Origin of the sequence: Martelella mediterranea DSM 17316, from assembly GCF_002043005.1 — a bacterium.
GTDB classification, from domain to species: Bacteria; Pseudomonadota; Alphaproteobacteria; order Rhizobiales; family Rhizobiaceae; genus Martelella; species Martelella mediterranea.
Genome location: NZ_CP020330.1, coordinates 1,247,534 through 1,266,749 on the forward strand (window position 1 = coordinate 1,247,534; position 19,216 = coordinate 1,266,749).

27 protein-coding genes and 1 tRNA gene are annotated in these 19,216 nt (G+C 61.1%); 1 reads left to right on the forward strand and 27 read right to left on the reverse strand.

Annotation, left to right across the window (positions count from 1 at the left end):
- Positions 1 to 22: 22 nt before the first annotated feature.
- From Mame_RS05735 to Mame_RS05745, 3 genes are all read right to left on the reverse strand, one after another.
- Positions 23 to 1,306 (reverse strand): GGDEF domain-containing protein, encoded by a 1,284-nt coding sequence (locus Mame_RS05735; RefSeq protein WP_018066080.1) that lies wholly within the window; start codon positions 1,304 to 1,306, stop codon positions 23 to 25.
- 110 nt (positions 1,307 to 1,416) lie between these two features.
- Positions 1,417 to 2,127, reverse strand: a complete 711-nt coding sequence (locus Mame_RS05740; RefSeq protein ID WP_018066079.1) for an RlmE family RNA methyltransferase — start codon at positions 2,125 to 2,127, stop codon at positions 1,417 to 1,419.
- Positions 2,128 to 3,642 carry a Ppx/GppA phosphatase family protein gene (locus Mame_RS05745; protein WP_018066078.1) on the reverse strand — a complete coding sequence of 505 codons (1,515 nt, stop codon included), beginning with the start codon at positions 3,640 to 3,642 and terminating at the stop codon, positions 2,128 to 2,130.
- A gap of 406 nt (positions 3,643 to 4,048) precedes the next feature.
- Here Mame_RS05745 and Mame_RS05750 point away from each other — a divergent pair.
- Positions 4,049 to 4,122, forward strand: a tRNA-Gln gene (locus Mame_RS05750).
- Between the two features lie 1,115 nt (positions 4,123 to 5,237).
- Here Mame_RS05750 and Mame_RS05755 read toward each other — a convergent pair.
- The 24 genes from Mame_RS05755 to Mame_RS05870 all read right to left on the reverse strand — a co-directional run bounded on the left by Mame_RS05755 (position 5,238) and on the right by Mame_RS05870 (position 19,119).
- The gene (locus tag Mame_RS05755; protein WP_018066076.1) at positions 5,238 to 5,594 is read right to left on the reverse strand and encodes a phage tail assembly chaperone; all 357 of its coding nucleotides are present in this window, start codon (positions 5,592 to 5,594) and stop codon (positions 5,238 to 5,240) included.
- A 4-nt stretch (positions 5,595 to 5,598) separates the two neighbouring features.
- A complete protein-coding gene (locus Mame_RS05760) occupies positions 5,599 to 7,626 on the reverse strand; it encodes a hypothetical protein (RefSeq protein WP_155122031.1) in 2,028 nt (675 codons plus the stop codon).
- Positions 7,626 to 9,245 carry a terminase large subunit gene (locus tag Mame_RS05765; protein ID WP_026173691.1) on the reverse strand — a complete coding sequence of 540 codons (1,620 nt, stop codon included), beginning with the start codon at positions 9,243 to 9,245 and terminating at the stop codon, positions 7,626 to 7,628. Before Mame_RS05765 ends, Mame_RS05760 begins: the two co-directional genes overlap by 1 nt.
- Positions 9,217 to 9,630 (reverse strand): phage terminase small subunit P27 family, encoded by a 414-nt coding sequence (locus Mame_RS05770; RefSeq protein WP_018066073.1) that lies wholly within the window; start codon positions 9,628 to 9,630, stop codon positions 9,217 to 9,219. The genes Mame_RS05765 and Mame_RS05770 overlap by 29 nt, the downstream gene beginning before the upstream one ends.
- The gene (locus tag Mame_RS05775; protein ID WP_018066072.1) at positions 9,627 to 9,956 is read right to left on the reverse strand and encodes a phage head closure protein; all 330 of its coding nucleotides are present in this window, start codon (positions 9,954 to 9,956) and stop codon (positions 9,627 to 9,629) included. Before Mame_RS05775 ends, Mame_RS05770 begins: the two co-directional genes overlap by 4 nt.
- Positions 9,953 to 10,363 carry a DUF3168 domain-containing protein gene (locus Mame_RS05780; protein WP_018066071.1) on the reverse strand — a complete coding sequence of 137 codons (411 nt, stop codon included), beginning with the start codon at positions 10,361 to 10,363 and terminating at the stop codon, positions 9,953 to 9,955. The genes Mame_RS05775 and Mame_RS05780 overlap by 4 nt, the downstream gene beginning before the upstream one ends.
- Positions 10,363 to 10,779: an HK97-gp10 family putative phage morphogenesis protein gene (locus Mame_RS05785; protein WP_018066070.1), complete on the reverse strand. Its 417-nt coding sequence runs from the start codon at positions 10,777 to 10,779 to the stop codon at positions 10,363 to 10,365. Before Mame_RS05785 ends, Mame_RS05780 begins: the two co-directional genes overlap by 1 nt.
- A gap of 1 nt (position 10,780) precedes the next feature.
- Positions 10,781 to 11,086 (reverse strand): head-tail connector protein, encoded by a 306-nt coding sequence (locus Mame_RS05790; RefSeq protein ID WP_018066069.1) that lies wholly within the window; start codon positions 11,084 to 11,086, stop codon positions 10,781 to 10,783.
- On the reverse strand, positions 11,083 to 11,595 hold the full coding sequence (locus Mame_RS05795) for a hypothetical protein (RefSeq protein WP_018066068.1): 513 nt from the start codon (positions 11,593 to 11,595) through the stop codon (positions 11,083 to 11,085). The genes Mame_RS05790 and Mame_RS05795 overlap by 4 nt, the downstream gene beginning before the upstream one ends.
- A 2-nt stretch (positions 11,596 to 11,597) precedes the next feature.
- Positions 11,598 to 12,089 (reverse strand): hypothetical protein, encoded by a 492-nt coding sequence (locus Mame_RS05800; protein WP_018066067.1) that lies wholly within the window; start codon positions 12,087 to 12,089, stop codon positions 11,598 to 11,600.
- Positions 12,086 to 12,448 carry an HNH endonuclease signature motif containing protein gene (locus Mame_RS05805; protein ID WP_026173700.1) on the reverse strand — a complete coding sequence of 121 codons (363 nt, stop codon included), beginning with the start codon at positions 12,446 to 12,448 and terminating at the stop codon, positions 12,086 to 12,088. The genes Mame_RS05800 and Mame_RS05805 overlap by 4 nt, the downstream gene beginning before the upstream one ends.
- A gap of 2 nt (positions 12,449 to 12,450) precedes the next feature.
- A complete protein-coding gene (locus Mame_RS05810; protein ID WP_018066065.1) occupies positions 12,451 to 12,714 on the reverse strand; it encodes a spike base protein, RCAP_Rcc01079 family in 264 nt (87 codons plus the stop codon).
- Position 12,715: 1 nt separating this feature from the next.
- Positions 12,716 to 13,102, reverse strand: coding sequence for a hypothetical protein (locus Mame_RS05815; protein ID WP_018066064.1), 387 nt, complete (start codon positions 13,100 to 13,102; stop codon positions 12,716 to 12,718).
- A 60-nt stretch (positions 13,103 to 13,162) separates the two neighbouring features.
- Positions 13,163 to 14,317, reverse strand: a complete 1,155-nt coding sequence (locus tag Mame_RS05820) for a phage major capsid protein (protein WP_018066063.1) — start codon at positions 14,315 to 14,317, stop codon at positions 13,163 to 13,165.
- A 7-nt stretch (positions 14,318 to 14,324) separates the two neighbouring features.
- Positions 14,325 to 14,825, reverse strand: a complete 501-nt coding sequence (locus Mame_RS05825; RefSeq protein ID WP_018066062.1) for an HK97 family phage prohead protease — start codon at positions 14,823 to 14,825, stop codon at positions 14,325 to 14,327.
- A gap of 2 nt (positions 14,826 to 14,827) precedes the next feature.
- Positions 14,828 to 15,217 carry a hypothetical protein gene (locus tag Mame_RS05830; protein WP_026173689.1) on the reverse strand — a complete coding sequence of 130 codons (390 nt, stop codon included), beginning with the start codon at positions 15,215 to 15,217 and terminating at the stop codon, positions 14,828 to 14,830.
- A complete protein-coding gene (locus Mame_RS05835; protein ID WP_018066060.1) occupies positions 15,204 to 16,409 on the reverse strand; it encodes a phage portal protein in 1,206 nt (401 codons plus the stop codon). The genes Mame_RS05830 and Mame_RS05835 overlap by 14 nt, the downstream gene beginning before the upstream one ends.
- A 938-nt stretch (positions 16,410 to 17,347) precedes the next feature.
- The gene (locus Mame_RS05840; RefSeq protein WP_018066059.1) at positions 17,348 to 17,737 is read right to left on the reverse strand and encodes a hypothetical protein; all 390 of its coding nucleotides are present in this window, start codon (positions 17,735 to 17,737) and stop codon (positions 17,348 to 17,350) included.
- Positions 17,737 to 17,925: a helix-turn-helix domain-containing protein gene (locus tag Mame_RS05845; RefSeq protein WP_018066058.1), complete on the reverse strand. Its 189-nt coding sequence runs from the start codon at positions 17,923 to 17,925 to the stop codon at positions 17,737 to 17,739. Before Mame_RS05845 ends, Mame_RS05840 begins: the two co-directional genes overlap by 1 nt.
- Positions 17,912 to 18,121 (reverse strand): hypothetical protein, encoded by a 210-nt coding sequence (locus Mame_RS05850; RefSeq protein WP_018066057.1) that lies wholly within the window; start codon positions 18,119 to 18,121, stop codon positions 17,912 to 17,914. Before Mame_RS05850 ends, Mame_RS05845 begins: the two co-directional genes overlap by 14 nt.
- Positions 18,121 to 18,345, reverse strand: a complete 225-nt coding sequence (locus Mame_RS05855; protein ID WP_018066056.1) for a hypothetical protein — start codon at positions 18,343 to 18,345, stop codon at positions 18,121 to 18,123. Before Mame_RS05855 ends, Mame_RS05850 begins: the two co-directional genes overlap by 1 nt.
- Positions 18,342 to 18,611: a hypothetical protein gene (locus tag Mame_RS05860; RefSeq protein ID WP_018066055.1), complete on the reverse strand. Its 270-nt coding sequence runs from the start codon at positions 18,609 to 18,611 to the stop codon at positions 18,342 to 18,344. The genes Mame_RS05855 and Mame_RS05860 overlap by 4 nt, the downstream gene beginning before the upstream one ends.
- On the reverse strand, positions 18,608 to 18,862 hold the full coding sequence (locus Mame_RS05865; protein ID WP_155122032.1) for a hypothetical protein: 255 nt from the start codon (positions 18,860 to 18,862) through the stop codon (positions 18,608 to 18,610). Before Mame_RS05865 ends, Mame_RS05860 begins: the two co-directional genes overlap by 4 nt.
- A gap of 68 nt (positions 18,863 to 18,930) precedes the next feature.
- Positions 18,931 to 19,119, reverse strand: a complete 189-nt coding sequence (locus Mame_RS05870; protein ID WP_018066053.1) for a helix-turn-helix transcriptional regulator — start codon at positions 19,117 to 19,119, stop codon at positions 18,931 to 18,933.
- Positions 19,120 to 19,216 lie beyond the last annotated feature (97 nt).

The window sequence follows — 19,216 nt, forward strand, 5'->3', positions numbered from 1 at the left end:
CGCTTTGCCCCCACAGGCAGTCTCAGCCGGATTGCGGCAGTCCCTGCTTGCGCCGTTCGCCAACGCCCGCGGGCGGTGCGCCCGGCTTGTCAACCAGCCGGAACCGCGCCGGGAACGGGGCGTCATCATCCCTGACGTTCCGCTTGTCGAAGACAGTATAGCGGTCGCGCCCGGCATTCTTGGAGCCGTAGAGCGCCACGTCCGCATGGGCCAGAATATCGTTGTAACCGGCCTGGCTTCCGGGCATGTACACCGCCACGCCGACGCTGACCGTCAGGTGCAAGACCTTTCCATTGACGCACACCGCGCGGGCGCGAACCTGCTCGACCAGCGTTTTGGCAATCTCGGCCGCCTGTTCGGCGCCTTCGCCCGGCAGGAGGAGTGAAAACTCGTCGCCGCCGGTGCGGGCAAGGAGCCGGGTATCGCTGTGCAACTGGTCAAGGGCCGTGCGGGTGAAATGGCGCAAGGCCTCGTCGCCAACGGCGTGACCGTAACTGTCGTTCCAGTTCTTGAACTTGTCGATATCGATCAGGAGCACGCTGTAAGGCATATTCGCGGCCGCGCACAACGCGTGAACGCGCTCGATCTGAAACATGAAATCGCGGCGGTTTGAAATGCCCGTCAGTTCATCGCGCTTGGCCATATTTTCCGCCTCGTGCAGCAGGTGCTCGATGATCATCAGCGCGATGCCGAAAACCAGAAGCGACGCGCTGACCATGCCGAGAAGCAGCCCATAGGTCTGAACGTGTTCGAGCGACGGTATGGCGTAAAGCTCGAGACCCTTTGCCGCGCAGGCGAGGCCGATCGTCAGATAGGAGAATATGCCGATGACGGCGCCCGCCGCCGCAAGCTGGATGCCGAAACTGTTGCGGCTGCCATGTTTCACGAACAGCGGGAGCAACAGGAACAGCGGCAGGATCTGCGCGAACACGAAGATCGCCTCGCGCAGCAGCCAGCGTTGGTGAAACACGATCAGCAAAGCCAGGGTGACCAGCAATGCGGTTGCCGCCTGCCGGGCGCGGATAGGCCGGCCGAAAAAGCTCCGCACGCCGCAATAAAGCAGCCATAGCCCGCACACGATGCTTTCCAGGGCGAGAATGCTGATCCATGCGGCACTATCCGGCGACAGGCCCGTCTTCAGCGCAGCGCCAAAGGAAACCGCCAGGCTCGAGCCGAACAGATAGCGCGCGGCCGGAAGACCGCGATAGGCAAGGCCCGTCGTCGCCCAAACCACCGCAGCGATGATCGCGACCACGAGGTTCACGACTTCGAGGGTCTTGAAATCCAGTAGAGGCAAAGCCTGCATCAAACGCACCGCAATCGGTTAGTGGGCCGACTGCCAGTGAGTCTGTCCATAAGCTGCAAATCCTCAACTAAGAGGATGGTTCCCTTGTTTACCAAAAAAGTCCTGCGTATTCAGGTCTTCCGACCCTTGAAAGATTTGGCCAGCACGAACATCTCAACGGATTCCGAACGCGAGGCCGCAGGCTTGACGTGGATCACCTGACGAAAGTTCTGCTTGAGCATGGTCAGGAGATCGTGCTCTGCCCCGCCCTGGAAGGTCTTGGCGAGAAAATGTCCACCCTCAGCCAGCGTTTCCACCGCAAAATGGGCCGCGACTTCGCACAGATACATGGTGCGCAGGTGGTCGGTGCGGCGGTGGCCGGTGGTGGGCGCGGCCATGTCGGAGATGACCACATCGGGCGGTCCGTCCAGCGCCTCGCGCAGAAGGGCAGGGGCGGTCTCATCGAGGAAATCCATCTGGAAGAACTTCACCCCCGGAACGCCGTCCATTTCCAGGAAGTCGATGGCCGCGACGCGAATGTCGGTATCGGTGGAACCCGTGACCTTGGCCGCGATCTGCGACCAGCTTCCGGGTGCTGCCCCCAGATCGATGATCCGGCGCGCGCCTTTCAGAATCTGGTGCTTCTCGTCGATCTCCAGCAGCTTGTAGGCCGCGCGGGCGCGAAAGCCCTCGGTCTTCGCGCGCTGTACATAGGGGTCGTTGATATGACGTTCGAGCCAGCGGCGCGATGAGGCCTTCAGCTTGGTCTTCTTGACCTTCTGGCCGATTTTGCGACCTGTTCTGGCCGGCTTGGCGGGTGGTTTGGTCACGTTCAGTCCCATTCAGTCATTGTTTGCGGCCGCGCCCTGGCGGCGGCTGAAGCCGCCGCGGCGGCGCTGTTTGCGCCAGACCCCGTCATGCATCATCATATCGGTCAAAAGTCCCTCGCGCAGGCCGCGGTCGGCGACCCGCATGCGCGAGGACGGCCAGCGCCGGCGGATCGCCTCCAGGATGGCGCAACCGGCGAGCACGAGGTCGGCGCGATCCGGGCCGATGCAGGGGTTTGCGGCGCGGCCGGCGAAATCCCATGACAAGAGCTTGGACTGCATGGCCGTGACCTCATCATCGGAGAGCCAGATGCCGTCGACCTTGCGGCGGTCATAGCGCGGCAGATCCAGATGGACGCCGGCCAGCGTGGTGACGGTGCCCGAGGTGCCGATCAGGTGAAAGCCCTCGTCGTCCTTTCCGCCGCCGATGCCCGGACAGTTGAAATCGCCGAGCATCCGGGTGACTTCCGCCACCATGTTCTCGAAGATTTCCGGCGTCACGTCATGGCCGCCATAGCGCTCCGACAGCGTCACCACGCCGACGGGAAGCGATGTCCAGTGCGAGATGTGGTTGGCGAGCCGGTAGGACCGGTTCTCGTCGAGCTTGATCACAGCGATTTCGGAGGAGCCGCCGCCGATATCGAACAGCACGGCCGACCGCGTCTCCCGCCCGATCAGCGACGCGCAGCTCGATACCGCCAGTCTCGCTTCGGTTTCGCGGTTGACGATTTCGAGCTCCAACCCGGTTTCCTCGCGCACCCGTTTGAGGAAGATCTCTCCGTTATCGGCCGAGCGGCAGGCCTCGGTGGCGATCAGCCGCATGCGCCGGACGGACCGGCCCCTGAGCTTTGCCGCGCACATGGCAAGCGCCTCGATGGCGCGGTCCATGGCGGCGGGCGAAAGGCTGCCGGTGGCGGCAAGGCCTTCGCCCAGCCGCACGATGCGCGAGAAACCGTCGACCACCCGAAACTGATGGTGACGCGTGGGCTGGGCGATCAGCAGCCGGCAATTATTTGTGCCGAGATCGAGCGCGGCATAAAGGCCATGGCCGGGTGCGCGTTGCGGCGCGGCGGGGTCGCCCTGCCGCGCCTCGCGCCGGGGCGGCGGCGGAGAGGGCTGTGCGACCGGTTCGGCGCTGGCAGCGGGTTTGTTGCCGGCTATATGCTTGCAGCCATCGGCGCCGAGCGGGCCCTTGGTATGCGCCCGGCGGCCGCGCCGACGCTTGCGTTTGCGCCGCGCCGGCTTGTCGTCGTCATGATCGGGGCTGTTGGCGAGGGTCTCGCCGGTTTTCTGGTCCGAAGAGGGATGACGCGCGGCCTTGCCGTTGCGGCCATGCTTCGCTTCGCCGCTCTCCGGCGAACGCACCTGTTCGCTGCCGTCTGCAACGACGGCATCCTGCGATGCGGGCACTCCGGCGGCGGCCTTGCGGCGACCTTTCCGGGATCGGCGGCGAGCGCGTTTGCCCTTGCCGCCATTGTTCAAGCGCGCCCCGCCATCGGACAGCTCAACGCTGTTTTGGGGGTCTTCCACTTTGCCAATTCCATCACGCCGCGCAAACCGCAGTGGCAGTTCGCAGCAAGGCGCTCATATGATTTTCAGTTGACGTGATCATAGCAGCGTAAGGCCGGAAGGCCAATGACTTTTCTGCGAGGCCGCCGGCCGCGCCCATTGCTGCTCCGTCCGGTCACGTTTGGGCGACGCCGCCGCCTTCCTGCTGCAAGCCCTTTGCTGGCACGGCGGATCAAGCGGCAACGCCCGGTTTCGGGCAATCCTGATCCGTCAGAACCGTAACGGGCGGCGGGATTGGCATCATTCGCCCGATGCTGTCGACAGCGACCGCGCCGAAGCACGGAAAATTTTGCCCCGCCCTCTTGGCAAAGCCCGGCCTTTCTGTTTATAAGCCCACCACATCCACGGTACCCTTCGGGCGCCGCGTTGGGGAATAGGTTAACGGTAGACCCACGGACTCTGACTCCGTTAGTCCTGGTTCGAATCCAGGTTCCCCAGCCAAACAAAATCAATGACTTAGCTACAATCTGCCACAAAGTTCTTGTTACGTTCTGTTGCGTCTGATTATCGTTTATTTTCAACGGTTTTCGGCAATGCCGGGCAATTAGACGCAACACGGATGCAGCAAGAAACACGGCCTTTGTTCCATGTTCGTTCATGCGGCAAGCAGCCCGTCCACCAGTTCCGGCGTTAGCGGCCGAGGATCCGGGAGCGGCAAGCGGATGATATTCGGATTGGCAAGGGCTTTCTTTTTGGCGCGCGTCCGGCGCTTGCATGCGCGAGAATGACAGTTGCCACTGCAATAGGCAGTTGATTTTTCACTGCGGGCTTGGAATTCGCTTCCGCATTCCACGCAAACGCCGATCGAACCCGCGACTTTCTTAGCCCTCTGTTTGGCGACTACTATACCGGCGCATCGCTGTGAACAGCACCTCTGTCCCGGCTTGGGCTGCAGGAATTCTTTTCCGCACCCCTCGCAAATCGCTTCGGTAACCTTCCTCAGTACAGAACTGCCACATTTTCTAGAACAGAACCTTTGCGGTTTACAACCGTTAGGATAGAAACCCCGCCCACACTCTTCGCAAATTCGCTTTTCTTTCGAGTGTCTATAGATGAAGTGCGCGGCACCTCTCACGATGCGTGCTGTCTGGACTTCATGAGCCTGACCTATTTCAAGCAGAACCGCCCTAGCACACTCTGGCGAACAAAAGCGACCAATGGCACCCTCCATAGGGGCAAAGCATCGCGCGCAATAGTCCCTTCCCACCGTATAGTAAATTTGCCCCTCATCGAATGAGGGCCTGACGGCACCAATTGACTTCAATGCCTCATTGACCAGAAGCGCCGCTTCATGGTCCGCTTGGCTCCAGCTGTGCCCCTGAAGACACAAAGCAGCGCGTAACCCATGCCGACATGCCGCCTCGTGCTCGAACTTCGTCAGTCGAAAATCGTTGAGCGTTTCGGCCAGCCGCGAGACAACATACTTCTGTCGATCGGCATTCAAGAGCCGTTTGACCGTTTTCTTTCGTGGCCGCTTCCTGCCATATCGATATTCAGAAAAGCCGCCAAAAAGCCCATGTAGATAAAAATTGCTGTCTCTTCCTTTCCCCATCACATCACCCGAACATCGCGTCAAACAGCGCCGGCGTCATCTGCCGGCCGGAAGGGGCGGGAAGCGGCTTGTCGCTGTTCTCCGGCCTGTTCTGGCGCTTGTAGAAGTCGGCGACCCAAGCTTCATCCATCGCCCGCAAAATCTGGATATGGCGCTCTTCCATCGGCCAGCCGGCCAAGTCCCGATAGATGGCGATCTCGCCATAGCTGATCGGGTTCGGGCCATTGGCGTTCCATGTCCGCGCGCCGTGAAGGTCGCAGAACCACTGCCACAACAATTGCCCGCCCTCCGGCACCTGAAGCCGTTCGCCGGCCGACTGGCGTTTCACGATCGCGACAAGAAGCTTTTCCATATCGGCCATGAGGTCACCCAATCCTGTTCGGGTTGCGGTTGATCTGCTGAACGCGGCCGGGCAGAACGCGGCGGCTGAACTGGTCCAGAGCTTCATTCATCTGCCGTTCGGCTCCGATGCGGGCCTGTTCAAGAATGGCTTTGTCGCCCGTGCCGTTCACCGTCAGCGTCATGTTGAAATTCGCCGTGGTGGTCGATGAGCCGCCCGCGCTGGCGCGTATCTGGTGGTTCGGGATCACCTGCGCACCGCGGGGAAGGTTCACCAGCTCGGGGCCACGCTCGCCAACGATCGCGGGGCCGCCAGGCGCGAAGTCGGTTCCATCGGCATAAAGGCCGGTGACAAGGCCCGCAGCGACATTTGCCTTTGCAATTGCCAACTGCCCACCGCCGCGTGTCCCTGCCGAGAATATCCCGCCAAGCAGGCCGGACCCGCCGCCAAACAGGCTCGCCAGCGGGCCTTCACCCAACAACGCGGCTTGCGCGGTCGCCTCGATAAGCTTGTTGATGAGGCTGTCGAGCGCATCATTGCCGGTATCGATGACCGGTATCAGCGCCGCGAAACTGTCGACGGCAATACCCTTGAAGAATTCCGCCGTCTCTGCGGCCTGCTGCTGCGCTTCCGTCTGGTCGTGGATAGATTCCGTCAGTTGCTGAACATAGGCGATCTCTTCCGGGAGAGCTTCCGTTCCGGCATTGCGCGCGGCGATGTAGGCCCTCTTCTGCTCTTCCGTCATGGAAAGCATGCGCGCCTCGTCCTCGAGGGACTGGATATAGCGCTCCAGGGCTCGCCGTTCCGCCTCGATGCGTGACGCCTCCGGGTCGCGCTTTGATCGTTTGCTGCCCTTTGAAGGCTCGCGATCAGTCTCGACCGTGATCGGCGGCAGCGTGGTGGTCCCGCCCGAATTGCGATCATTCAAGAGCTGCGTGATCTCGGCATCTTCACGGTTCGCCTCGGCAAGCTGCTTCTTGAGGTTGTTCAGCACCCGTCGCCGCGACTGGTCCGTCATCTTCGGATTGTTCTCGACAGCGAGGATCCTGTTCTCCAGGTTCATGCGGGTATAGGCGAGCTCCGATTGCCGGGCCTCCAGGCCGGCCGTGGAACGCTCGTCAAGGCTGCGCATTGCGTCGACCGTCGCCGCGATCGCGCTCGCCACGTCGGCCGCAAGCTCGGCCGTGCTGATCAGGATAGGCGCCAGATCGACCAGCGCCTTGGAGAACTGTGTGTTCATGATCCGCGTGGCGGTGTTGAGCTGGTCGTTCATCTCCTCCGCGCTGGCGAGAACTTCATTGTCCACCACAATGCCCAGCTCGCGCGCCTTCTGCGCTGTCTGGTCGATCGCCTCCGATCCGCCCTTAAACACCTCGACCATGCGAACGCCGGCGTCGCCGAAGGCGGCCGCAGCGAGGGCGGCGCGCCGGCTGGCATCCGCTTCCTGCTGGATCGCGTCGGCGACCAGGCGAATGCGCTCCTCCTGCGTCGTGGCATTCTGGATATTTTTCAGAAGAACCGGGTCGAGCTGCTTCAGCTTTGAGACAAGCTCACCCTGATTGACGATCGCCATACCGGCATTGCGATTGAAGGTCTGTAGTGCCACGGAAAGCTGATCGATGCCGACGCCGCCAAGATCGGCCTGATAGGTCAGCTCCTGAAAGAACTCGCCGTCCAGGCCTGTCGCCTTTGCGCTCTTGGCGATCTTGTCGAAATCCTCCAGCGCCGACCGCGCCTTCGTCAGCGCCGCGCCAACGGAGAGGATAGGCGCAAGCACCGCCGCCGCCCCGGCCGCCGCCGTCGCCATGCCGCCCACGGCAAAGGCCTTGCCGAATGCGCCGACCTTCGTTGTCGTGGTGGCAAGCGCCCGGTTCATGGCGCTGGTCGAGCGCTGCATATCGCGCTCCATCCCGCGCGTGGCGGAACGGGAAGAACGCCGCATGCGATCATAGTTCTTGTCGGCCGTCCTGCTGGCCTTTGCCATGTTCTTTTCGAGGTCGTTGATACGAGCCTCGACTAGAACCAGCAGCCGCTCTTCATCGGTCTTCGGCATCAGAACCACCCCATATCTTCGGTGAAATCGTCGCTGTCATAGATCGATCGGCCGGTATCGCCCGCCGCCGCGCGGCCCACGGCCATCGCACAGGCCACCGCGCCGTCAATGCGATCCTTGCTCTTGCCCTTGTGGAAGGCCGTGTTTCCAGCCGCGTCGACGTGAACCACGATGTTTTCGAAGTTCCAGCGCAACACCGGATGCCCGCCATGGATCAGCCGCCGGCCGAGAATGGCGCGCTCCAGCTCTTTCACGGCCGGGGCCATGGTCACCCAGCCCTGCCGCATCTCGACGGCCGGGAAGCCGTCCTCCTGAAGGTTGTTCAGCATGTTGCGCGCCATGTGCGGGTCGAAGGCGATTTCCTGCACATTGAAGCGGGCGCAAAGCTCCCTGATCTGATCTTCGACAATCCGGTAGTCGACGACATTGCCAGGCGTCGGCGTGATGTAGCCCTGTTCGGCCCACTCAGGATAAGGAACGCCGTCACGTTCGGCCCGGCCGCGAAGATTGTCTTCCGGGCAGAAGAACCACGGATGAACGATATAGCCGTCGCCATGCTCCCATGCGGCGACCACGGCGGTCAGGTCGTTGTTTGAGGAAAGGTCGACGGCAAGCCAGCACGGATATTCTTCCATCTCATCGATATCGACGGGGAAGGCACCCTGATCATAGACCAGCATATCCACGAAGGGATCGGCGGAATGGTCGAGCCATACATTCAGGTGAAGCTGGCGGAACGCCTCACGGTCGCCCGGGCGTTCCTTGGCCTCGCGCGCCATCTGGCGAAGCCCCTCAATGTCGGGGAAGCCTTCAGCAAGGCCGGGATTGGCGCGATACCATAGCTCTTCATCCAGCCAGTCGGCATCGCGCGGCGTTTCAAAGAGGATCGGAAGCGTCGCCGGATCGTCTATCTCGCCACGCGCGACCTTGCGTGCATAGTCGAAGAAATCATAGGCAACGTTTTCCTGCCCGCGCCCGGCGGTCGAGATCACCATGAGAAGCGATCCGGGGACTTTCACAAGCCCCGTGCGAACCACGTCCCATAGCTCACGCTTCTTCCAGGCATGCAGTTCATCGACCAGAGCAAACAAGGGGGTGCGGCCGTGCTGGGTTCCGGCGTCCGCTGAGATCGCTTCGAGAAAAGCGCCGGTCTTCGGGGCCGTCAGGCGGTTCTTGGAGTCCGTCAGTTTAAGCTTGCTTTCGGCGGTCGGGATCGCCCGGACGATACCGATTGCCTCATCATAGGCGATGCGGGCTTGTTTGCGGTCAGACGCCGCGAAAATCGCCTCGCCACCATGGACGCGCTCCGGGCCGATGGTATGGAGAAGACCGAGCGCCGCGCCAAGCGAGGTTTTGCGGTTGCCGCGCGGAAGGAGCATTGCGACATTGCGAACAATTCTTCGGCCATCCTGATCGCAAGGGCCATAGATGCGCCGCACGATCCGCTCCTGCCAGGGTTTGAGATCGAAAGCCCCTCCGGGAAGTCTGGATTTCGGATGTCGCAAAGCTCGCAGGAATTTGACGGCGCGCTCACCATAGCCGAAAGGGTCCGGAATATCCGACCCGTCATAAATCCATTCGGGATAGCCGTCACATGTCGAAGAGTGAGAGGAGGTCATCGTCCTGTTCCTTTGGTGCCATCCCGCCACGCGCTCGGCTGGCCGGTGTCAATCCCAACTCGGCGGAAAGCCGGATGATGATCGCCTGCGATTTCCCCAGAAGGCTGCAGGCGGGGTTTTGCTTCAGGCTCTCATCGGCCGACTTGATCAGAACGCCATGTTCATCGATGGCCCGTTGCGCCAGGCGCTCATTCCAGCGCGCCCGCACATAGGACTCGACGCTGCCAAGCATGGCTTCGGTCAGAAGCTTGCGGTCCACCAGGTCGCCGGCCACCGTCTTCCACTCCTCCAGCATGGTCGCATTCAGGCTTTCCGGCATCTCCGGAACCTCTGTCAGCGCGTCCTGTATTTCGCGCGGATCGGCCTTGCGGCCACGTGTGCTCACGGCGCTGCCTCCTGCCCGGTCGAAACGCACCGCAGCTCCAGCCCCTTGCGCCGCCCGATTTCCTTCACCTGCTTCAGGTCGAAGATCAGGCCGTCATGAATGATGCGATCGGCAGGCGTGATCCCGTCGCGCCAGCGAACCCGGAACACCACGGCCGTTTCATCGGTTGCGCCGTAGTCGCGCAGGAATTCATCCGTGCTGGCCTCGACTTTCTGAGCGCGAAGCGTATCAATATCTGTCCAGGTGAAGACGGGTGCGCCGTATTCATTCAGCGTTTGGGCGCTGCGCTGGATCGTGACGATCTGGTCGAGGTTGCCGGCTCTCATGCCGTCACCTCGACAAGCGCTTCAATGTTCACAATGCCATGGCTGAAATTGCCGCCCGGATCACGAAGGAAGCGGTCGCCGGAATAGAAGCAGTCGACGCAATGAAACCCGGTCGCGAGCGCCGGACGCCAGTTCGCCAGCATCACCCGGATAGACCAGGCAATCAGCTTTGCGCCTTCCAGCCCTTCTTCGCGCTTCCAGATATGAAGGTCCATGTAGATGCGCATGCGGTCGCGACCGATCGCCCCGTCATCGACGCTCTGCCCCTCGCCGATGACAATGGAGGGGTCTGGCGCGGGTCGCGCATTGCGGTCGAGAATGTTCGCCGCCGGAACGAGCGCGGTCATTGCCGGACTGGACGCGAGGCGATCGCGAATGGCTTTCTGAAGGGCAAGGTCCGCGCTCATCACTTGCCCCAATGCTTCTTGACAGCTTTCGAGGCGGCGCGCTTGGCGCGGCCGGTGATGCGCTTTTTCAGGAGCCGGTAGGCTGGCCAGAAGAACGGCTGGGCGTGAGCGGCTTTCGTTCCATATTCGACCAGGTGCGGATAGCGCACATCTTCATTGCCCACCGTGATGGCGACGGCGTTTTCAGGGACGGTAATTTCCCCGCCCGGCTGCGAGTAGCGTGGCGTTTGCTGTCCAGGTCCTGTAACGGCGATACTATCCTTCAGATCGCCCGTATCTTCCGGCGCAAGCCGCTTCATCGTCTCGGCAAGCTCGTTGCCGGATTTCAGCATGTCAGGGCCCAGCGCCTCGCGAACGTCCTTCGGGATCGCGTTCAGCCTGCGTTTCAGTCGAGAGATGCCGCCGTCATTCGCCATGTCAGAAGCTCCAGTCCCGATATTCCCGGATGATTTCCCGGACCCCCAGCGGCATGGGGATGGCCGTGACGCCCACAATCACGGCCTCACGGTTCTCATACCAATGGGCGGCGAGCTGCATGACGGCCTCGGCAAGAGACTCCGGAACATCCTCCTGTTCCGCGCCGCCATAGGTTTCCTCGATCTTGAAGCCCAGCAGGCGCTCGATATGGTTTTGCGCGGCCGCGATCTTCTTGCCGATCAGCGCGTCATCCTGATCGCCGGTAATGTTGAGGTGCGCCTTCATTTCATCGAGGGTGACGATCATGCCCGCATTCCTGTCTCGGGGTTGAACTCGCGGCCCTCGGGATCGAGGTGCACCATACTGGATTGGAACATCAGGCCGACTTCCGTCGCCAGGGCGATATTTGCCGCGTCGAGCACGTCATTCCACGAAACAGCGATCGCGACGAACAGGCGCTCGCTGCCGTTAGGGAACACAACCCGGAACCCGTATGCCGGCTCGCCGTGATAGGCGGCCAAGAGCCGGTCATAGGCTTCATCGCCGTCCGATGCGCCCATTGAAAGCTGGAGCCGCGCCGGCCCGATCGCAGTCTTCATATGGCCGGTTATCGGCCCGGCATCGGGTGCGGCCGGGTCCGGCAGGAGGATTTCTTCCAGCGCCCATTCGCCGCCGGCGCGGCCGATCGACTGAACGTCCGGAACTTCCAGCCAGGTCTCGCCGGAAAAGTCGCTCGCCGACACCCTGCGCGCCATCCATCCGGCGCGGGCAGCGCCGATATGGATCGTGGTTCCGGCGACGGCGAACAGCGACATGATCAATCTCCCGTGGCGGCCGCGATCTTGACGACGTTGGAATTCACGCCCAGCGAGATATTCAGCTTCATCACGCTGTTGGCCTCATCGAATGCTTCCGAAGCGCTCATCACCTTGGCGATGAACATCCGTTCCGAAGGCGTCGGATCGCTTCCGGTCGCCGGCGCATCGTTCAGCACCAGGCGGAAGGCGTAATCGTGTGGCGTCTTTTCGGCGGCGATCGCGGCGATCTGGCCGGGGTCGTCATTGTTGATGCCGCACACGACTTCCATGGTTCCCGCCGAACGGGTGCCCTTCAGCGTCTTCCGCCGCGCCGCGTTGATGCCGTCGAAGTTGATCGTCTCCGAAGTGTCGCCCAGCGAGCCAAGGTTCTCCAGGTCGTCGATTTCAACCCAGGTTTCGCCCGTGAAGTCTGCGGCGGCAAAGTCGGCCTTCTGCTGCTCTTTCGGACCGCCGATATAGAGCTTGGCCCCGGCCGTTGGATAAAGGCTCATAATTTCACCTTTCTGGATGCGCGCCGCTCTTCCGATTGCTTGGCGCTGTTGTGACAGTGATGGCAAAGGGGTTGCCAGTTGGTGCGATCCCAAAACAGCCGCTGGTCGCCCCTGTGTGGGGTCTTGTGGTCAACCAGTTGGGCCGGCTTCCCGCAGCGGATGCAGAAGGGGTAGTCTTCAAGGAAGGCTTTGCTTTCCTTCTCCCACTGGCGGGTGTAACCCCGCTCGCGGGCATTCGGGCGCTTCCGGTCGAAGCTGGCCTTTCGGGCCTTGTCCCGCGCGGCCACGAACCTGCATTGCTCGCCCGTCATATGGGTGAGACCGCAATATCCACAAACGCGCGGGCCTTTCGTCGGCATGGTCACCACAATCCGTAGAAGGTGCCGGTCGTGCCGGTCGCCAGAACCCGAACCCCTCGAAAGGCCAGGGTCATTCCGGCCGTCATGGGATAGGGCAGATCAATGCCGCCCTCATCGCGGATGATCGCCGTTCCATCTTCGGCGCAGAAGATAGCCCGGGGGCGGATCGCCATATCTTCCGTGTCGCTCGGGACGATCTCGAAATGACGCTGACCGACTGCCATGGATGAAACGGCATAGCTGGCAAAGGGATCAAACTGAGCCATGTCAGGCTACCGGACGTTCGGCGGCATGGCCCTTGACCAGCACCGCGCCGGCGGCGATCGAGGTTCCGCCGTTCTTCGTGACCACGAGCCGGATATAGCGCTTGAAGCCCTTGTACCCGACCTTCACCACCGCGTTTGCCTCGAGGCTGGCAGGCAGCGCGCCCTCGAGGTGATCGGCTTCGACATCGGTGAAATCGCCGCTCGTCGTCGTGTCCGACTCTTGCAGCTTGGCGGTGAAGTCGCCAGCCGAAGCGATCGCCCCGGTGTTGATCACAACGGCCGCGCTGCCGAAGCCGATCAGGTCCAGCGCTGCGCCCGTCACTGTCGCGGTCAGAACGGCCGGCGCAAGCGCCGCGACCGCTCCGATATTGTTCACAAGATCACGCATATCGTGTTCCTTATCTGAGAGGCGGCAACCGCCGCCGTTGAAGTCGGGAAACGGCGACCCTTACGAGGTCGCCATCTTGAGTTTCTTGAACCGCGCGGCCTGAAGAACACGCCCGCCAACGCGCCGGGTGGCGTGAATGCGGGTGAGACCCTTCGTCGCGAGAAGGTAGGGGTTGACCAAAACGGAGAGGCCCACCCGATCAAGGATCCTGTAAGCCGAGAAATCGCCGTAGATGATCGGGAAGGCGTTGGCCACGACGTCGGGCATGTCGACCATTTCGACCACGGGACGGCCGAGAATGGTTTCCGGCTGACCGGCCTGATAGGAAGGCTGCCAGAGATAGTTGCCGTTGCCATCCTTCAGCGTCCGGATGACGCCGAGCGTGGTGCCGTTCATGGCCCAGGAGCCGCGACCGCGATACGATGCTGGCAGCGAATACATGAGCTTGGTCATTGCATCGGCAGAAAGGTTCGTCGCATGGCCGTTGGCGAAAGAGGCGATATCCGGGTTGGTCATGAACCCTTCCGGCTGCTTCGCGCCCGTGCCGTTGACGAAGGCCGAACCTTCCTTCTGGCCGAAGTCTTCGGACAGTGCCAGGCGAACTTCGGTCTCGGCCTGCCCGGCGCTGTCTTCGAGAAGCTGCTTGGAGATATCGACATAGGTATTCAGCTCATGAACCGGAATTTCTGCCTGGCCGAAACTGACCGTCGACTCCTCCTGATCCTCGGTTTCACCGCCCCACTTGGCATTTGTGATGCCGGTGCGCTTCGGATAGATGACGGAAGGCGAGCCGGTCGATCGCACCGACGCCACCGAACGGATCGGCGAGAACTCGACCAGATCGCGAATGAACTCGGACGACATTTCCGCCGGGGCGAAATAGCCGCCGCCAGGGTCGCTGGAAACCGTCAGCGCCTTGCGCTCTTCGGCCGGAAGCGCATCACCCCGACCGAGATAGATCGTGAACGCCTTGCGCTCTTCGGTCGGCTCTTCGGTTTTCTTGTCGCCGCCCGGCCGGTTGGCCTTCGTCTCCAGCGCCTTCAAGCGCTCTTCGACCTTCGGGTCGACGCCCTTTTCCTCGACCTTCTTGAGGCATTCGTCGACTTCCTTCTTAACGCTGTCGATCGCCTTCATCACGATATCGTCAACGTTGCCTTCCTCGCCCTTCAGGATCAGCGCCGAGTTCCCCAGCGCCGGTTTGACTAAATGCTGCATAGGTTACTCACCCTCTCAGTTGCGCCGCAGCGCGGTTAAGGGCTTCTGCCAGTTGCAGAGCCCTGATTACGGATTTCGCGCTGGTAACCCGTGCGCCGGGATGCATGCCGAAGGTGACAAGCGACACCTCCCAAAGATCGAGCTTGGTGATTGTCCGCCCGCCGCCCTTGCGTGGGCTCGCCTTCCGGGTCTGGAAACCCACCGAAAGACCCTTGACCGCGCCGGCCTTGACCAGGGCGTGAACCTCGCGAGCGCGGGCGACATCATCGATCAGAAGCGAGCCCTTCACCTTCAGGCCTTCCTCGTCCTCCTCGGCCTCCGTCCAGGTTCCGACTGGATCATTCGGATCGTGACCGAACAGCATGGGCAGGGGCAGGGATGCGCCGGCGAAGGCACCTTTCTCGATCACGTCCCCGACGCGATCAGGAGAACCGAACGGCCAAGCCGTTCCTTCGATCAGTCCACCATCAAGCGCGGCCAGTTTCGTTTCGAAGAAGATCTTCTCCATGGTCACGCCTCCGGCCGGAAGTTGGCGCGGTCGCCGGCGAAGTCGTCGGCCTGCGCCTGAATCCACGCGACGGCGGAAAGGACGCGGACAATGGCCTTGTGCGTCATCGCGATCGACTTGCCGTCTTCCTCGATCTCCCAGCGGAGAACGCAGCGGGCGAGCATGTTCAGCCGGGCCTTTTCGCGGGCTTCCGCCGAAACCCTGCCGCGATCGTCGGCGGCTTCCGCGAGCTCATCCATCATGGCGATGCGGGCGCGCCGCTGGGTGTCGCTGTCGGGGCCTGCCATCCAGAACCGCATGCCGGTCTTTTCCCCGGCCCACGGGTCGAGGATCTCAAGCATGCGGCCCTTGTCCTGATCGGCCGCGTTGGAAAAAACGTCACTCAGGTCCATTGGACGGCTCCTGTGTCGGGGAATTGCCGGGCTGGTTGCTGCCCGTGTTCGGGTTCGCATATTCCTCGCCGCCATCGCGCGGCGGCAGGTCGATCCATGCCCGGCCCTCATTGGGGTTGAGAACTCGGCTTGCGATAAGGCTGTTGATTGCGGTGGCGCGGTCGTTCAGATCGGCGCGGGTCAAGTCGTCGCGGTCGAAGCGGATGCGGAAATCGCCGCGCTCTTCGGCCAGGAACAGCGCCCGGCGCAACGCGCCTTCCAGCGCCCGCAGCCAGGGTTCCAGCGAATAGGACAGGAATTCCTTGCCCATCTGTTCGGAGTTTGACCAGGTGGCGCGGTCGAGGTCGTAGATCATCGACGGGGGAACGCGGAAGGCGCGGGCGATTTCGATGATCTGGAACTTGCGATTTTCGAGGAATTGGGCGTCGGTCGAGTTCAGCGTGATCGGGCGGAAGGTCGCGCCATCCCACAGGATTGCCGTGCGGCCGGCATTGTCGGGGCCTTCATGGGCCTTTCGCCAAGCCTCTCCCATTTTCTTCAGGCCGTCGTCGCCGATGCCTTTGAGCATTTCGATCACACCGGAAGGCCGCGCACCGTTCTTGAACAGCTTTCCGGCGTGGGTTTCCATGTCCTTTGCCGCGCCGATCGCGTCGGCGGCGAGCGCCAGACAGGAGCGCCCGAACGGGCCGCGAAGGTGGATGATATCCTGCGCATCCTCGGCGCGGTTGTTGATCTTGAAGCCGGGTTCCTGTCGCCCGTCGGCGCTGAAGTCGACGGTCACATGAGCGGGCTCGTACCGGACGATCTCCCGAACCTCATTGCCGACGCGGTTCACCCAGGCGACCCCGCCGCGATCGTGCGTCAACGCCGTGGCGACAAGGTCGCGGATCAGCTCGAAGGTTGACGTCCAGTCATTGGGCTGGTCGGCCAGAAGGCGGGCAACCGCGTGTTCGGTCTCGGCCACCCAGGCCGTTCCATCGCGCTTTTCAACGATGATATCGAGCGTGGCGCAAGCTTCGGAGATCAGGCGGATCGAAGATTGAACGGCCGGAACCGTGAGCGCGGTCGCCAGCGATACGCTGGAGCCCGCAACGCTGCCGCCTGTGAACAGCGCATATTCGGCGTCGGTCGGATTGCCGAGGGACTTCTGGTCGACGCGTCCGCGCCCGAAATTTCGTAAAAACTGAAGCATGTAGGCAGCATGCCGGAGTTTTTTTGATTTGAGAATTTGACAACTTCGGCCACTTGATATGGCTTTAAGGTCATGTTTTTAAACAAGAAAATGCAATTATCAGCCAATTAGAAAAAATCTCGCGCGAACCTCCCCGCGCCGGTCCCCGATAGGGCTGCAAAGTCTAGGACCACCCCCGGGTCTACTCCTTCTGGAGACCTAGGAGAGCTACGAATTTGATTGGGAGATGTAATTAGCGGAGACGATCACTGTTAACTTTATGAAACACTTATAGTTTTATCAGTCTGGAGCGCTAGGAGACGTAAAATTGAGGTTTACGTGATGAGTTCGTCGAACATTTCTATACTCTTCTTACGCGCGCATAATATAAACCCCGGAACTAGCGCTCCTAGCGCTCCAAGGAATGTAAGAATTTGATTGTACTTTGCTTTTCCGGTGTCGGCTGCGTTTTCTACCGCTCCGATATGCTGCGGTACATCTCCTAGCGCTCCAAATCCTCACTTCCGAGGGCTATACGCTAGGACTGTTACCGGGCTCTGAGCAACGCCACCAATCGAAGGGTCCGGGTTCGCCACCAATCTGCTATCGGATGGTCGGTTGTCAAGTGCAAGCACAACCTGAATAAACAGCAATACAACCCTATCATGATAGTTTGGAAGGTTTCAGGAATGTTTATGGAGGGTATTTAATAATGATTTCAATAACTAAGAAAGTTCAGGAAGGTTTTCGGGGCCTATACGTATGAGAAAAAAGATTTCACCCTGAAACCCCCATACATAGGCGCGAGCCCAAAACCTTCCTGAACTTTCCAGAGGCGTTGATTTCGTTGACTTTTCCCGCTGAGAAACATTCCTGAAACGTTCCTGCAAACTAGCATGAACCTTCCTGAAATGAAGGTCCAGGAAGGTTCATGCTGGCCGCGAAGGGGTTGCGGGGCTTCATGCGGCGAAGGCTACACCGATGCGCCGGATACGTCCACATGATTTGCGCTTGGCGATGCCGGCCCCTGAAAGCATCTTCCCGAAAGCCGTTAGAGTGACAATCTGAATGCATGCCTGCCGGCACCATTGGCAGTAGTCCGAATAAACCACGGCTGCAGGTAGCTCACTCGACATGTTCGCCACGAGGCGCTCCCGGATATAGCGCCTCACCTCATTGGATGGTGGGGTCACGCAAGCCCGACTCATCGGCCGTTCTGCCTCTGGCAAGCCAATCTGCAACCAAACGCGTTTGGCGCCAGCATCGCCGAACAGGCTGCGGGCCTCCCTGACAAGATCGAGTTTGAGCTTCAGGCTATCCAGGCTGGCCTCATCATTGCTTCCGCCCATCACACCGCCCCGCGCTTCTTCTTCAGTTGCGCCAGCGCCTTCCTGTCCATGCGGATCGGAGAAGTGCGTCCGCCGGCCTTGTAGGCCGGCAGCGTTCCGTTTTTGTAAAGCCGCCGAACGGTGCGTTCTGAACACCCCAGCTCGGCCGCTATCTCGTTGACGCCCAGCGGGCGTTCAGCCTTCCGCATCGCCACCCTCGATTTCGTCCCGAATATTGGCGAGATGCCGCTCCACCATGGTGAGGCCGCGCTGGAGCTGCTTGAGTTTCTTTCCCCGGTCGAGGATGGTGCCGTCCGGGCTCAACATGCCCTCGACAGCCTTGAGGCATTCAGCAACGAGCGAAGAGGCCGAACCGGCCTCTTCCTTCATCCATTCCGCATCCATCAGTTCATCTCCTTCCGGATCACGTTCGGCGTCGGCTCGTATGGCTCGAACCGGTCCAGCGCCACTTCGATAAAGTCCATCGCCATGCCGCAGGCTCGCGAGATCGCCGCCCCGTCATGCCCGCCGATCGAGGGCGTCCCCATGTCGATGAGCTTGATCATGTCGCGCACGGCGCAAAGATCGTCCTGAATGTCGATCCAGTCTTCCTTGCTCATGGGTTTCATGGCCGGAACCTCCCTTCGAACACTTCCATCTTTCCGAGCGCGTCATAGGTGAGCTGCTCCGCATGGCGGGCGACCCTCGCTATGGTGCATGTGAGCTTCTCGGCTTCCGTATCGTGCAGGCCGTCGCTCATCTCGTCGCCCCGACCGATGAGATTGAGCATCGCGGAAACATCGTAGAATGTTTCAACCGCCTCGCAGAACGCCTTGCGCTCTGCTGGGGTGACCGTGAAAACGCAGCCTACGCCATGTTCTGTATTGACGGTCATGCCGCAGCCCTCCCGTTGCGCCGGTCTACTTCGGCCTCCAGCAGGTCTTCGACCTTGTTCATGCACTTGATGATCCGGTCAGCCATCCGCCACACTGCGTTGGTATCCAGATCATTGTCCGCGCAACATGCCAGGCTCAGGATCACCGCGTAATCGCGCGCCTCGCCCGCTAGATCGACGCTGTCGATCACTTCATTGCCGGGCGTCATTGCGCGCCGGCCTTCTTTCGTGCTAATGATTGTGCCGTTCATTTCGACTTCCTTTGATTGAACCACGCCCTCGGAAGCGCCAACTTCGCGGGGGCTTTTCTTTGTCCGGCTCATGCCGCCGTTCCGGAGAAGTGCTTCTCCAGCTCGCTACGGCGCGCCACCCATTTGCGCGGGCCCATCTTCTTCGCCGGAAGCTCGCCCTTGTTGAGCAAGTTGTAGGTCTGCGGCCGCGAGAGGCCGATCACCTTCGCGATCTCCGCAGCACCCCAAACAAGATCAAGCGTTTCGTTTTCTGCCATTCCCTTACTTCCCTTCTGATTAACAATAAGGTAACCACGGTGATCACCTAACCACCGTGGTCCATTGCTGTCAATACCGATTTTCTATAAAGGTACC